This window comes from Burkholderia mycopellens (assembly GCF_964265025.1).
In the GTDB taxonomy this organism is placed as follows: domain Bacteria; phylum Pseudomonadota; class Gammaproteobacteria; order Burkholderiales; family Burkholderiaceae; genus Burkholderia.
This window is the reverse complement of record NZ_OZ183803.1, coordinates 1,748,792-1,762,921: the sequence shown is the minus strand read 5'-3', so window position 1 is coordinate 1,762,921 and position 14,130 is coordinate 1,748,792. Positions and strand designations below refer to the sequence as shown.

The 14,130-nt window shown below is 68.2% G+C and carries 11 protein-coding genes and 1 pseudogene; 6 read left to right on the top strand and 6 right to left on the bottom strand.

The annotated features are described in order from the left end of the window. Nucleotides 1–10: 10 nt before the first annotated feature. The gene (locus tag ACPTTC_RS26205) at nt 11–223 is read right to left on the bottom strand and encodes a hypothetical protein (RefSeq protein ID WP_041493313.1); all 213 of its coding nucleotides are present in this window, start codon (nt 221–223) and stop codon (nt 11–13) included. 137 nt (nt 224–360) lie between these two features. Further along, complete coding sequence (locus ACPTTC_RS26200; protein WP_423394527.1) at nt 361–2,544, bottom strand: FUSC family protein; 2,184 nt, start codon at nt 2,542–2,544, stop codon at nt 361–363. Between the two features lie 199 nt (nt 2,545–2,743). Between ACPTTC_RS26200 and ACPTTC_RS26195 the strand changes: the two genes are divergently transcribed. Further along, nucleotides 2,744–3,691, top strand: a complete 948-nt coding sequence (locus ACPTTC_RS26195; RefSeq protein WP_175950322.1) for a LysR family transcriptional regulator — start codon at nt 2,744–2,746, stop codon at nt 3,689–3,691. 126 nt (nt 3,692–3,817) lie between these two features. Here the strand turns inward: ACPTTC_RS26195 and ACPTTC_RS26190 are convergent, their stop codons facing one another. Next, nucleotides 3,818–4,117, bottom strand: a complete 300-nt coding sequence (locus ACPTTC_RS26190) for a DUF4148 domain-containing protein (RefSeq protein WP_423394526.1) — start codon at nt 4,115–4,117, stop codon at nt 3,818–3,820. A gap of 214 nt (nt 4,118–4,331) precedes the next feature. Then, entirely contained in the window at nt 4,332–5,474 is a 1,143-nt protein-coding gene (locus ACPTTC_RS26185; RefSeq protein ID WP_423394525.1) for a porin, read from the bottom strand. Nucleotides 5,475–5,883: 409 nt separating this feature from the next. Between ACPTTC_RS26185 and codA the strand changes: the two genes are divergently transcribed. The 4 genes and pseudogenes from codA (at nt 5,884) to ACPTTC_RS26165 (ending at nt 9,641) form a co-directional block, all read left to right on the top strand. Beyond that, nucleotides 5,884–7,125 carry a cytosine deaminase gene (gene codA / locus ACPTTC_RS26180; RefSeq protein WP_423394524.1) on the top strand — a complete coding sequence of 414 codons (1,242 nt, stop codon included), beginning with the start codon at nt 5,884–5,886 and terminating at the stop codon, nt 7,123–7,125. Nucleotides 7,126–7,289: 164 nt separating this feature from the next. Then, on the top strand, nt 7,290–8,624 hold the full coding sequence (locus tag ACPTTC_RS26175; RefSeq protein WP_423394523.1) for a chloride channel protein: 1,335 nt from the start codon (nt 7,290–7,292) through the stop codon (nt 8,622–8,624). Between the two features lie 74 nt (nt 8,625–8,698). Beyond that, nucleotides 8,699–8,800 (top strand): annotated as a pseudogene (locus tag ACPTTC_RS26170) (TIGR00366 family protein); the annotation flags it as partial. 109 nt (nt 8,801–8,909) lie between these two features. After that, nucleotides 8,910–9,641 carry a class I SAM-dependent methyltransferase gene (locus ACPTTC_RS26165; RefSeq protein ID WP_423394522.1) on the top strand — a complete coding sequence of 244 codons (732 nt, stop codon included), beginning with the start codon at nt 8,910–8,912 and terminating at the stop codon, nt 9,639–9,641. Between the two features lie 28 nt (nt 9,642–9,669). Here ACPTTC_RS26165 and ACPTTC_RS26160 read toward each other — a convergent pair whose 3' ends face one another. Beyond that, entirely contained in the window at nt 9,670–11,091 is a 1,422-nt protein-coding gene (locus ACPTTC_RS26160) for a cytochrome-c peroxidase (protein ID WP_423394521.1), read from the bottom strand. A gap of 94 nt (nt 11,092–11,185) precedes the next feature. Further along, nucleotides 11,186–12,865 carry a phospholipase C gene (locus tag ACPTTC_RS26155; protein WP_423394520.1) on the bottom strand — a complete coding sequence of 560 codons (1,680 nt, stop codon included), beginning with the start codon at nt 12,863–12,865 and terminating at the stop codon, nt 11,186–11,188. 349 nt (nt 12,866–13,214) lie between these two features. Between ACPTTC_RS26155 and ACPTTC_RS26150 the strand changes: the two genes are divergently transcribed. Further along, the gene (locus ACPTTC_RS26150) at nt 13,215–14,126 is read left to right on the top strand and encodes an EamA family transporter (RefSeq protein WP_423394519.1); all 912 of its coding nucleotides are present in this window, start codon (nt 13,215–13,217) and stop codon (nt 14,124–14,126) included. The last annotated feature ends 4 nt before the right edge of the window (nt 14,127–14,130 follow it).

Sequence of the window (14,130 nt, the reverse complement as noted above, 5' to 3'; positions counted from 1 at the left end):
GGCGCCATGCTCAGCTGCCGAAGTAGATGTTGCAGAAGCTGACGGGGCCGACACAGGCGTTCGGGTCTTCCTGCTTCGATTGCGAACGATCGACGCGGCCTGCGGTTGCGACGGCTTCAGCGCGGTTCGCCTGCTGCTGTGCGACGTCTGCCGGAGCCGGCTGTGCGTGAGCAACGGCAGCGGTGAGCGACAGGGCAACGAGGGCGAGGTGCAGCGGCTTCATGTTGGTTTCTCCTGGGTGAGTGCCAGTCTCGCTGGCAGTGAGGAAACTATAGGCTCGCACTGCTTAAAGATTAATCACCGCGGCTGTAGAGCTTATTTCCATCCGGAACAAGGATCCGGTTGCGCGCGCACCGATCCTCAATGGCGGAGCCGGTTGAACGGCGCGTCCTTGTCCAGCAGCGCGCTGCGCATGAAGTGCAGGCAGCCGACGATTCGCTGCATGCGGTGCCGCTCGTCGGGCACCGCGTACCACGCCTGCAGCGTGTGCTGCGCCGCGCGGATCGCGAGGTTCACCGATTTCAGCGTGCGCGCGTGATGGCCGGGTGTCGGGTCGTCGAAGAAGCGCGGCAGCTCGCGCAGCACCGCGTCGATCGAACCGGTCCAGCGCAGCATTTGCGGCGGCTTCGATGCGCGGAACGTGTTCAACTCGTCGCGCAGGTCGATCACCGCGTGGCCGACCTCGAGCGTCGACAGCATCCAGCGCAGCGCGTCGCGATGCTGTCGCGTGCGCCGCACGAGCAGCGTGCGCAGCTGCGCCATCAGGTCGTGCGTACTCGACTGGAAGCGCTGGGCGAGGCCATCCGGCGCGCCTTCGCACGCCAGCGTGACCTGGCGGCGCAGGTCGTGCGCGATGCGGCCCGTGAGCCACGGCATGTGAGTCGGGAACACGACGGCGAACACGAGCGCGCACGCGAGCATCGCGACGACGATCGCCAGGCCGTTGTTGATCAGCACCTCGGGGGTATACGCGATCGCGTTGTCGGGCCCCGCGAGCAGGCAGAAAAATACCGCGAAGCCGATTCCGTAGCCGGACAGTCCCGGCCGCATCGCGAGAAACGCGCCGAGGCCGAGCACCGGCGCGAGCGCGGCGCACAGCAGCGGGAAGCCGTCGATGTTCGGATACACGTAGCACAGGAACAGGTAGCCGACGACGGTCGCGAACGCCGCGCCGACGCTCATCTGCGCGACGAACTTCGGCGCGCGCGGCGACGTCGAGCTGAGCGCGCACGCGATCGCGGTGGCGATCACGGCGAGCGGGCCGCTCGGCCATTCGGAGGCAAGCCAGAACGCACTCATTGCACCGACGGCGACGATCGTGCGCAGGAACGCGAACCCGACGAAGAACGCGTTGGTCTTCACCGCGTAATGCGTGACCGAGCGCTCGAATGCGTGATCGTCCTGGTCGAGCGACGCATAGGTGTCGGCGTAGCCGAGATATTCGCCGATGAAGCGGTACAGCAGCTCGATCGCGGTATCGAAGTCGAGCAGGCCGCCGGCCGCATGCGCCTCGATGTTTCGCCGCGACGCGCGCGCGGCTTTCGGCAGCGCGCCGTGGAAGCGGCGCAGTTCGAGCAGCGCGCCGGTGGCCGGCGAGACGCCGCGCGGCCGCTCGTCGCGCAGCGCGGCGAAGCGCTGCGCGAGCGCGTCGACGTGCGGCGCCAGCGCATCGAGCACCGCGTCCGAGCCATTCGCGCGCAGCCGCTTGACGAGCTGGTGCAGCGCATGCAGCCGCGTGCACGCATTCATGAACTCGCTGTTCAGCCGCGCGAGGCGGCGGCTGCGCGCGCGAATGTGCGGATCCTCGAACGACGCGAAGGCGCGATTGGCCTCGAAGCCGACGATGTCATCGACGAAATCGGCGAAGCGCCGCTCGAAATCGCCGCGCGCGACGTCGCCCGTGAGCGCGCCGGCCGTGAACGCCGCGAACGTCGCATGGCGCGTGCCCAGCGAGCGCATCAGCGCCTTCGCGGAGCTGAGCGGCAGGATCAGCGCGCTGACCGCACCGGAGCACGCGATGCCGAGCGCGACTTCCGCGGCGCGCGTGAGTGCGGACTGGAACAGTGTCTGCGGGGTCGTCACGGCCGGCAGGCCGATCAGCGCGGCCGTGTAGCCGGCGAGCACGAAGCCGTACCAGCGGAAGTGGCGATTGCGCACCGCGAGCGCGATGCAGGTGCCGATCCACAGCGTGATGCCGGCCATGTACAGCTCGGGCTGCTGCGCGAACAGCCCGCCGAGCGCGAGTGCGGCGACGAGGCCGGCCGCCGTGCCGAGCACGCGGTAGAAGCTCTTCGCGAACACCATCCCCGACAGCGGCTGCATCAGCACGAACACGGTCGTCATCGCCGTGCGCGGCTGCGACATCTCCAGGCGCATCGCGATGCCCATCGCAAGGAGCGCCGCGAACACCGTTTTCGCGAGGTGCAGCCAGATCAGCCCGTCGCTCGCGGCCCAGTCGCGTGCCGCGTCGCCGAGTGGATCGAGCCATGTGCTCCATCGTGCCGGTTCGATGGAAGGTCGCTCGATCGCAGGTTGTGGCTTCATGAAAAGAGGGGGCCGGTACGGGGCCGGGCGAGATGCGCGGCGCGTCCGAACGGTCCGTTCGACTGTTGAGGCGCCGATTGTAGGAGTGCGGCGCCCGCGCATTAACGCAGTTGCGGGGAAACGATAGTTGCAGCCGGAGTAACAATCTGTCGCATCCCGTGGAGGAAAATGGCGGCTCCGCTACAGGTTGCTCACAGGAATGGATACCCTACAAAACATGCGGGTGTTTTCGCGCGTCGTCGAGACGGGCAGTTTCACCGCCGCCGCGCAATCGCTGAATTCGACGACCGGCGCGATGTCGCGCGCGGTGTCGGAGCTCGAGGCGCGCCTGCGCACCCGTCTGATGAATCGTTCGACGCGCCGTCTCGCGCTCACGTCGGCCGGCGAAAACTATCTGCGGCGTTGCCGCCAGATCCTCGCCGACGTCGACCGCGCGGAAGAAGAGGCGAGCTGCGCGCACGAACGGCCGGCCGGCGTGCTGCGCATGCACAGCTTCGCGAGCGTCGGTCATCACTATGTATTGCCCGCGCTGACGCGCTATCACGCGCAGTTTCCTGACGTATCGATCGAGCTGTCGCTGTCGCAGCGCATGCCCGACCTGTTCGACGGCACGAGCGACATGGCCGTCGTGACCGCGTCGTCGCTGCCCGATTCGGAACTCGTGTCGCACCTGCTCGGCTCGACCTTCAGCATCCTGTGCGCGTCGCCCGACTATGTGAAACGGCACGGCGCGCCGGCTCGCCCGCAGGATCTCTCTGCGCACGCGTGCCTGACGCTGTGCACGCCGGCGTTCCCGACGCACGAATGGGTGCTCGAGGGGCCGGAAGGCGTCGAACAGATCCACGTCACCGGGCCGGTGCAGACCAATACGGCCGAATCGCTCGCCCTCGCGATCCGCGACGGCATCGGGATCGGCATGCTGCCGTTGTACTCGGCGATCGACGCACTGCGCGACGGCACGCTCGTCCGCGTGCTGCCCGCGCATATCCTGCAGAAGATGAACGTCTACGCGCTGTATCCGTCGCGCCGCTTCATCGATGCGAAGGTGCGGACCTGGGTCGAGATGCTGCGTGCCCAGGTGCCGGGGATGATCGCGCGCGACGTCGAGATGCTGAGCGCGATCGATCGCGAACCGCAGGCCGCCTGAGCGGCGGACGCGCGTCGGCGCATTGCCCGCACGGCCGGCGTTTTCTCGTCAAGCCAACCAAGCGAACGCAAATCGCGCCATGCCCGCGGTACGTGGTTCACGCGGGCGGGGCGCTTCGTCGTGCCGTTACCGCGCGGGCCTGGCGGCCGCACCCGATTCCGTTGCCGGTTCGCCGGCCGGGCCGTATGCGGCGTGTGCCGCCTTCTGTTCCGCGAGACGCTTTTCGTGGAGTCGTTCCTGCGCCGCCATGATGTCGTCCGGATAGTTGTTGACTTCGCCGCGCGCCGGGTTGTAGCCGACCGACTCGAGATCGATCAGCTCCTGCAGCACTTGCGCGCGCGTGACGGGCGATGGGGCCGACTGGGCGAAAGACAGGGCCGGTGCAGCAAGCAGGACGGCGGCGGCGGCAGCGACGAGCGATTTCACGAGGTTCTCCTGGGTACGGGGTGGGCGGCCGGATCGACGCGATGCGTGACCCTGACCTGTGCTGGCAGTCTACGCAGCCCCCTCGCGCGTAAAAACCCCGATTCCAGGCAGGCTGCCTTCCAGATGAAACAACATTGGCGCAAGCCGCCCGCGGGCAGCGAACCCGTGTGCGAACGCAGGTTCGTGGCCGTCGGGCGGCGATGCATCGTGCCGGTCAGAAGCGCGTGCGCATGCCGATCGTGCCGACGATCTGGTTCGCCGTGCTCGATGCGCCGCCCGAGCCGTCGATGAACGCCTGGTAGCCGCGGCCCGCTGCGTGCTGATACATCGCTTCCGCATAGACGTCCGTGCGGCGCGACAGCTTGTAGACGGCCTGCAGGTCGACCTGATGCCACTTCGGATCGGTGCCGTGCTTGCTGTCGGGGTTCGACACGCTGGCGTCCGTATACACGTAGGCCGCGCCGAGGCTGACCGCCGGCGTCACCGCATAGCGCACGTTCACGTCGTAGTTGTTGAACGCGACCTGGCCGGTCGAGCCGAACGAGCCCGTGTTGTCGTACTGCGAGCGCGTATAGACGAAGCCGACGGTGGCCGGGCCGAATCCGTAGCTGATGCCGCCGCCGTAAGAACGCATGCGGTCCGAGCCGATCGACCAGCCGCCCTGGTTCAGGCTCTTCGCTTCGGCCGCATCGGTCGCGCCCGGGCTCGCGCTCGTCGAGCCCTTCGTGCCGTTCATCTGCAGGTACGCGCCGGCCAGCTTCAGCGGGCCGTTCGTGTAGCTTGCCGCGACGCTGTACGCGCGGTTCGCGCCGAAGCTGGTCGCGTTCGAGAACGCATACATCGCGCCGACCTTGAAGCCCGCATGGGTCTCGCTCGTGTACTTGACCGCGTTGTTGATGCGCAGCGAGTGGTTCAGGTTGTCGTTGTCGAACGGATGCGCGAAGCTCGTGTCGCCGAAGTCGCCGGCGGTGGCCGACAGCGGCGCGACGAAGTCGACCATCGTGTCGTATTGGCGGCCGAGCGTCAGCGTGCCATAGCCGCTCTGGCTCACGCCGACGTACGCATGGCGGCCGAACAGCTTGCCGTCCTGCCCGAGCCCGCCGTTGTTCACGTTGAAGCCGTTCTCGAGCACGAACAGCGCCTTCAGGCCGCCGCCGAGATCCTCGGTGCCGCGAAACCCGACGCGGCTGCCGTTGACGGTGCCGCTGTTCAGGCGCCACAGCGACGCACCGTTGGCGTTGTTGGTGTAGACGATGCCGGCGTCGATCAGGCCATACAGTGTGACCGAGCTCTGTGCGTGAGCGAGCGGGGCGAACAGCGCGGCGGTGCATGCGCCGGCGACGAGGGTTTTTTTCATATCAAGGCTCCTGCGTGTGGGACTGGCAACGAAAGTTCGGCGCAAGTATAGGAACGCATCCCACGCGCAAGGCCGCCGGGGGCCGCGAGCGCACCTTTCCGGATCCGGCAAGAGTCCTTCACAAAACCGACATGACGTGCCGTGTGCGCCTGACGCCGGCGGCTTTTGCGCGATCGCGTGCGCGTGGCATCCGCGCCTCGGTGGCCGGCTGTCGCATCGTTGCAACATGCGCGGCGCGCGGCACGGCGGTTGATCGTCGTGACCGGTGCGTGGAGAATGGGGCGTTCGCGCCGACGCCGGGCGTTACACGCGCGCATCGACGCGTTTCATCGATACGCGTCAACGGGATCGCACGGCCGCCCGCGCCACGCGCGCGGCCGTTTTCATGGATGCCACGGGGAGACTTCACATGAATCTGTTCAACGTACGCCTGCGGGGCCGCGACGGCCTGTTCACGATCGGCATCGATGGCGGCAGGATCGCGCGGGTCGACGCCCAGTCGGCGCCGGTCGCACCCACGGGCGCAGCGGATGTCGACGCGGGCGGCCGCCTTGCGATTCCGCCGCTCGTCGAGCCGCATATTCACCTCGACGCGGTGCTGACGGCCGGCGAGCCCGCGTGGAACATGAGCGGCACGCTGTTCGAGGGCATCGAGCGCTGGGCCGAACGCAAGGCGACGATCACGCACGAGGACACGAAGACGCGCGCGCATGCGGCGATCGGCATGCTGCGCGATCACGGGATTCAGCACGTGCGCACGCACGTCGACGTCACGGATCCGACGCTTGCCGCGCTGAAGGCGATGCTGGAAGTGAAGGACGAAGCACGCGGGCTGATCGACCTGCAGATCGTCGCGTTTCCGCAGGAAGGCATCGAATCGTTCGACGGCGGCCGCGCACTGATGGAGCAGGCGATCGAACTCGGCGCGGACGTCGTCGGCGGGATTCCGCATTTCGAGAACACGCGCGAGCAGGGCGTCAGCTCGATCCGCTTCCTGATGGATCTCGCGGAGCGCACCGGCTGCCTCGTCGACGTGCATTGCGACGAGACCGACGATCCGCATTCGCGTTTTCTCGAAGTGCTCGCGGAAGAAGCGCGCGTGCGCGGGATGGGGGCGCGCGTCACGGCGAGCCATACCACCGCGATGGGCTCGTACGACAACGCGTACTGCTCGAAGCTGTTCCGCTTGCTGAAGCGCGCGGGCCTGAACTTCATCTCGTGCCCGACCGAGAGCATCCACCTGCAAGGGCGCTTCGACACGTTTCCGAAGCGGCGCGGCGTCACGCGTGTCGCGGAACTCGATCGCGCGGGCATCAACGTGTGCTTCGGTCAGGATTCGATCAAGGACCCGTGGTACCCGCTCGGCAACGGCAACATCCTGCGCGTGCTCGATGCGGGCCTCCACATCTGCCACATGATGGGCTACCAGGACTTGCAGCGCTGCCTCGACTTCGTGACCGACCACAGCGCGACGACGATGCATCTCGGCGACCGCTACGGCATCGCGGTCGGGCGTCCGGCGAATCTCGTCGTGCTCGACGCGGACAGCGATTACGAAGCCGTGCGCCGGCAGGCCAAGGCCGCGCTGTCGATCCGACACGGGAAGGTGATCCTGCGGCGCGAACCGGAGCACGTCACGTATCCGGATTGACGTGCACGGCGGGCGGTCAAGGCCCGCCAGGCTTCATGCATTCATCAAATGCATGAGTCAATTCGAAAAATACGTTTGTCTCATGATTGGCGCGGGCCTACGATGCGGTCCTGACAACGGCGTGCGGGTTGCGCGCCGTCTTTTCGATCCCATTCGCCGACCCCATGCGCCTCGATCTCCCGTCCGCTCCCGCATCCTCCTCGCCGGCCGCCAGCCCGTTCGCGCGCGTGGCGGTCGTCACGATCCTGACCGGCGTCGGCGCGGGCCTCGGCGGCATGCTGCTCGCGCTGCTGCTGCATGCGATCCAGCACGTCGCGTACGGCTACGACATCGCGCACGTGATCGGCACCGAGAGCTTCCTCACCGGCGTGACCGGCGCCGATCCGCTGCGCCGGCTCGCGGTGCTGATCGTCTGCGGGATCGTCGCCGGCGGCGGCTGGTGGGCGCTGTACCGGTATGGCCGGCCGCTCGTCAGCATCCGCCGCGCGGTGCGTGCGGCCGATCCGCGGATGCCGTTCGTCAGCACGACCGTTCACGCGCTGCTGCAGATCGTCACCGTCGCGCTCGGCTCGCCGCTCGGCCGCGAAGTCGCCCCGCGCGAGATCGGCTCGCTGCTTGCCGGGCGGCTTGCGCATGCGGCGGGGCTCACGCCCGACGATTGCCGGCTGATGGTCGCGTGCGGCGCGGGCGCGGGCCTCGCGGCCGTCTATAACGTGCCGCTCGGCGGGGCGATCTTCGTGCTCGAAGTGCTGCTCGGCACGTTCGCGCTGCGTGCGCTGGTCCTGGCGGTCGCGACGTCGGCGATCGCCGCGGCCGTTGCGTGGATCGGCCTCGGCAACGAACACCAGTACACGGTGCCGCCGTTCGTGCTGAGCACGCCGCTGGTGGTGTGGTCGATCGTCTGCGGGCCGCTGTTCGGCTTTGCCGCCTACGGCTTCGTGCGGCTCACGACGCGTGCGCGGGCAGACGCGCCCAAAGATGGGCGGTTGCCCGTGCTCGCGTTGCTCAACTTCGCGGTGATCGGCGTGCTCGCGATGCGGTTCCCGCAACTGCTCGGCAACGGCAAGGGCCCGGCGTCGCTGGGTTTCGACGGCACGCTGACGATCGGCCTCGCCGCGACGCTGCTCGTGCTGAAGGTGCTGATCGAGGCCAGCAGCCTGCGCGTCGGCGCGGAAGGCGGCCTGCTGACACCGGGCCTCGCGAACGGCGCGCTGCTCGGCGTCGTGCTCGGCGGGCTGTGGAGCCTCGTGTGGCCGGGCGCGTCGATCGGCGGGTGTGCGCTCATCGGCGCGACCGCGTTTCTCGCCGCGTCGATGCAGATGCCGATCACGGCGGTCGTACTGCTGCTCGAGTTCACGCGCGCGGATCACGACAGCCTCGTGCCGATGCTGCTTGCCGTGGCCGGCTCGCTGGTCGCGTACCGGTTCGCGCAGCGGCTGGCCGAGCAGCGGGCGAATCCGGTTGCGACCGTGAGCGCACCTGCGACCGCCGGCCGATAACGCACCCGCATCCGACCTTTTCACCGGCGGCGCCGATCGCACCGCCAGTGGCCGTTTTCCTCCCCGTTTCCACGATCGCGATTGCCGGGCCCGGCGTGCGCGACATCATGGGATAGTGCGTGACGACGCTGCTGTTCTCGGGCGTCGTGTTCGTCGCGGAAATGTATCTGTTCTGACGCGGCTGGGCGCGAGGCGGGCGGCATGGCCTGATATCGGCGGCCGGGACGCAGGTCGCCATCCGCCGGTGGATAATCGGCTCACCCTGTTTCCGCCGATGGAGGCTGCATGACCGATCCGAACGAACCGCCCGGCCGCCGGGCGTATGCGAGCTTCGCGCAACGTTATGCCGACATCGCGCCGACGAAGGCGCACAACGCGCTCTACGAACGTCCGGCAACGATGGCGCTGCTGGGCGACGTCGACGGCCTGACGGTGCTCGACGCCGCCTGCGGGCCCGGCATCTGCAGCGCGCACCTCGCACGCCACGGCGCGACGGTGCATGCGTTCGACGTCACGCCGGAGATGGTCGCGCTGGCGAGAACGCGCTGCGCGGGCCTCCCGGTCGACGTCGTGGAGGGCGATCTGGAGGGGCCGCTCGCCTGGTTGCCCGACGATGCGTTCGACAAGATCGTCTGTTCGCTCGCGTTTGACTACGTGCGCGATCTTGCGCCGACGCTGCGCGAATTCCGGCGCGTCGCGCGGCCGGGCGCCACGCTCGTGTTTTCGATGGCGCATCCGATGCGGGACTGGATGGACGAACGCACGCGCGGCGAGGGCACCTATTTCGATACGTCCCGCTTCGGCTTTCACTGGTCGGGTTTCGGCGAACCGAAACCCTACGTCGAAGCGTGGCGGCGGCCGCTCGCCGACATCCTGAACGCAGTGGCCGACGGCGGCTGGCGGCTCGACCGGTTCGTCGAGCCGAAGCCGCTGCCCGAGATGAATGCCGCGTCGGAGCGGCTCCATGCGGAGCTGTCGCTGGCCCCGGCCTTCCTTTGCATCCGCGCGCGCTGCTGACACGCCGCGGCGCGGCGGTCGTCCTGACTCAGTGCTGCGCCGGCTCGTCGTTCAGCGTACCCAGGAACGCTTCGATATCCTTGATGTCCTGCGCCGTCATCGCGGGCTTGTCGCCCGGTTTGCGATCGAACGGCGCATCGGTCACGTCGACGTTCCCGCGATATTTCGGCGGGATGTCGTCGTACTCTTCGACCTTGCCGTCCGCGCCGCGCGAATAGAATTTTTGCGGCGAGATGCTGCGCTCGTTGTAGAACGCCATCACCTGGTCGAGCGTGTGGAACACGCCGTTGTGAAAGAACACGTGGCGCGTCGCCGAGTTGCGCAGCGTCGGCGTGAGGAACATTCCGCAATACTGCGTCTGGTCCTTCAGGTCGTCGCGGAACGGCCCGCACACGCCGAGATCGTAGAACGCCGGGTTGCGGTTCTGCGCCAGTTCCTTGTTGCGCGGCGCGCCGAGCGCCTCGTACTGGTAGTCGGTAAACATCGGCGGCAGCCCGTCCTTGCCGGGCTTCGACAGGTGGCAGCCCGCGCAATTCGCCTTGTCCGGATCGTTGAACAGGCGCAGCCCGCGCAGTTCGGCCTGCGTGAGCCGTGCACGGCCTTCGAGCCAGCGGTCGTACTTGCTGTTGTACGGGTGGAACGACGGATCCTCCACCTGGTAGCGTGCGATCGCGAACATCGCCTCCGACACCGCGAGCTGCGGGCTGTCGAACACGCGTGCGCCGAACAGTTGCTCGAGTTGCGCGCGGTGCGACGACTGCGCGAGCTTGCGCGCGACGTCGTCGATGCTCGCGTTCGCCATCTCGACCGGATTCAGCAGCGGGCCGAACGCCTGCTGCTGCAGCGTATCGGCGCGGCCATCCCAGAACATCCCGCCCTGCGGCACGAGCTGCGGCGCGGCCGACGTGCCGGCCACCTTCTGCGCCTTGACGACGCCGGCGGCCGACGCGGCCTGCTGCGCGACGGTCGGCGCGGCGTCGTTTTCACCGGCATCGGGGCCGATGCTGAAGTTCGGCTGGCGATACAGATACATCAGCGACGGCGGCGGGCGATAGCCCTGCTGCGTCATCGCGAGGCCGCCCGGCTGCACGTCGAGCGCGTTCGGCGGGCCGTACGCATGATCGGGGCTGTGGCACGACGCGCACGACTGCTTGCCCGACGCGGACAGCGACGGATCGGCGAACAGCGCGCGGCCGAGTTGCGCGACTGCCGACAGCGGCTGCGCGGCGGGCCGCTGCAGCACGACCGGATGCGGGTTCGCCCCCGTCCAGTCGGCGACGACGGTGCCGATCGCCGCGGGCACCTGCGACGGAAATGCGATCGCGAACGCGCCGTAGCCGAGCACGGCGGCGCCGATCGCGAATGCCGCGCGGCGCAGGAGGCGGGACGGCGTGCGCGGCGCGCGGGTGCCGGTGGTGTCGGGAGACGGGAACGCAGGGCGAGCGGTCATGCTGTCGGTCGGAAATCGGGCGCCGCACGAAGCGGCGCGTTAAACGGAAACGGCCGACGCATCATGCGCCGGCCAGGCGGTCAGGCAGTACCGGTCAGATCGCCGGCGCCGAGCTCAATGCGGTGCCGAGTGTCGGGTCGAGATACAGCGGCGTCGTGTTCGGCTTCGACGTGAAGTCGAACAGGGTGCGCAGGTCGCCCGCCGTCGCGTCGAACGAGCCGCCGCCGATGCGCTGGCCGCCGAGCCAGTTGTCCTCGATGAAGCGCACGACGGACGACTGGTCGAGCATCGTGTGATCGACGTAGTTCTGCTTCGCGTACGGCGAGATCACGATCAGCGGAATGCGCACGCCCGGGCCGCAGCGGCCGTTCACGGTGCCGCCGTTCACGCCGGTCGTGCCGCCCGAGCCGCACTTGCCGTTGCCGCTCACCTGGTCGACCGGGTCCGACGAACCGCGGGTCGGCGGCGTGTACACGTGGTCGTACCAGCCGTCCGAGTCGTCATAGGTGACGATCACGGCGGTGTTCTGCCAGTCCGGCTGCTGCTGCAGGAAGTTGACGACCTTCGTCACGAACGCCTGCTCGTCGAGCGGATCCGAATAGCCCGCGTGCGCATCCTGTGCGGCCGGCGCCTTCAGGTAGCTGACCGACGGGAAGTTGCCGGCCTTCACGGCCGCGAAGAAGTCGTCCGTGTCGTATTGGTGGTTCGCCGGTTCGGCGGTCTTGCCGTCGGTCTGCAAGCTCGAACCGATCGCCGCGACCGAGCTCGGGCGCGTGTGCTGCGGGTTCGCGGTCGACGCGTAGTACTGGAACCAGTTGTGGTGCGGGATGTAGTCGGACGTCGCGGCGTTCACGGCGGTGGCGACCGTGCTGCGGGCGCAGCCCGTGGTGCCGTTGCCGTTCGTCGTCGACAGGTTGAAGCCGCCCATGAAGCCGCCCCACGTGATCTTCGCGCTGTTCAGCAGGTCGCCGATGTTCTTGCCCGTCATCATCGCCTGGTCGGTCGTGCTCGAGCACACGTCATAGCCCGGGTCGACGTCGTTGATCATCGTGTAGCCGGTCTGACCGTCGTTGATGTAGTACGAGCTCTTCGCGAGCGTCGACGGTTGCGCCGACGTCTTGACGATCTGCATCCCGTTGGTCTGGCCCGACACGACGTTCAGCGCGCCCGGCGTCGACGGGCCGTACGTCGTCGTGTACGTGTTGTCGCTCATCGCGAAGCGCTGCGCGTAGTTCCACAGCGCGGTCACGGTATTGCCGTCGAAGTAGCCCATCACCTGGCCCTTCGTGCCGAACGCGCCGGCGCCGCCGGACGAGCCCCTGCCGGTGTATTTCGGGAACAGATCGGCCGCGCCGAGGTCTTCCGCTTGCTGCTCGGCCGTGTACGCGTGGTTCTGGTCGGCGGTCGCGGCCTGCGTGCGGTCGAGGCGGAACGGGTTCGCCGCGTCGGTGCCGTTGGCCGTGTTCGTGAAGTTCGGATTCGCGGTGAGCAGCGTGCCCGTCAGGCCGTTCGGCGTCGGCGTGCCGGCCTTGGCGGTGAACGCCGGTTCGCCCGACGGGTTCGTCGCGTTCGGGTAGGTGCCGAAGTAGTGGTCGAACGAAATGTTTTCACCGTAGATCACGACGACGTGCTTGATCGGCGTGGCGGTCTGCAGCGCGTCCTGCGACGACACGACGGGTGCCGGCGGCGTCGACGTCGGATCGCTGCCGCCGCAGGCGAACAGCGCAAGCGCCGCGGCAGCGCAGGCGGTGACAAGCAAGGCTTGACGGAACATCGGGAAACTCCAGGTAAGGTCTTCGATGGTGGAGAGCGGCCCCGTCGCCGTGTGGGTTCGGCGCGGAGCTCGCGAGAGAGCACGCGCATTGAAACAGTCCCGTATGAAGATATGGGGACGGAGTGATTTCGCGACGGTTGCGCTGCGGTATCGATTTCATTACGGCGCGACGCAATGCGAAAGAAAGTGGAAAGGAATGAACCACGTGCCACCTTTGCGTCACATTCCGCGGCGCCGTGGGCCGCTGCCGCAGATGCCGCGCGGGGCGGGCGAGAGGACGTTGCTGCTCGGTTTGCGGAGGGGGCCGCGCGGCGCAGGGATTTTGACAATCGGATGACGTATTCATACGATGAACGCCCTGCGGCGACGATATCGCGTGGCCGACCGTCAGCGAGTATTCATCGTGCCGATCCCCGTTTTGTTTGCCGTTCTGTGTGCGGCGTTCCTGCATGCGTCATGGAACGCGCTCGTCCGCGGCAGCGGCGACCGGTTGCGGTCGGCCACGGTGCTGCAGATCGCGATCGGGCTGTTCGCGCTGCTGTTCCTGCCGGCCGCGGCGCCGATCACGCCGGCGAGCTGGCTCTGTGTCGTCGCGTCGGCCGTGCTGCACGTCGTCTATACGCTGCTGTTGGTGCGCGCGTACGAGCACGGCGACCTGACCGTCGCCTATCCGGTCGCGCGCGGCACCGCGCCGCTGCTCGTCACGCTCGGCGCGGCGGCGTTCGCGGGCGAGCACCTGAATGTCGGCGCGCAATGCGGGCTCGTGCTGATCTGCGCGGGCATCCTGGCGATCGGCCTGGAACGCGGGCGCGGCGCGAAGCACCGGATGATGCAGGTGCTGCCGACCGCGTTCGCGACCGGCGTGTCGATCGCGGCCTACAGCGTGGTCGACGGAATCGGCGTGCGGGAAAGCGGCAACACGGTCGGCTATACCGCGTGGATGTTCGTGCTGACGGGTGCGATGATGGCCGCGTACTACCGCCTGCGGGCGGGGCCGCTGCGGCTGAAGCAGGATGTCGGCGAAACGGCGAAGGCCGCCTGCGGCGGCGTGTTCGCGGCGCTCGCGTACGGCATCGTGATCTGGGCGATGGATCGCGCGCCGATGGGGCCGGTGTCGGCGCTGCGGGAAACGAGCGTGGTGTTCGCGGCGCTGATCGCGCGGGTGTACCTCGGCGAGCGGCTGACGCCGCGCCGGGCGGCCGGTTGCGTGGTGATCGCGGCGGGGGCGTTGTTGATCAGTGCGTTTGAAGCGGTGAGGTGAACGG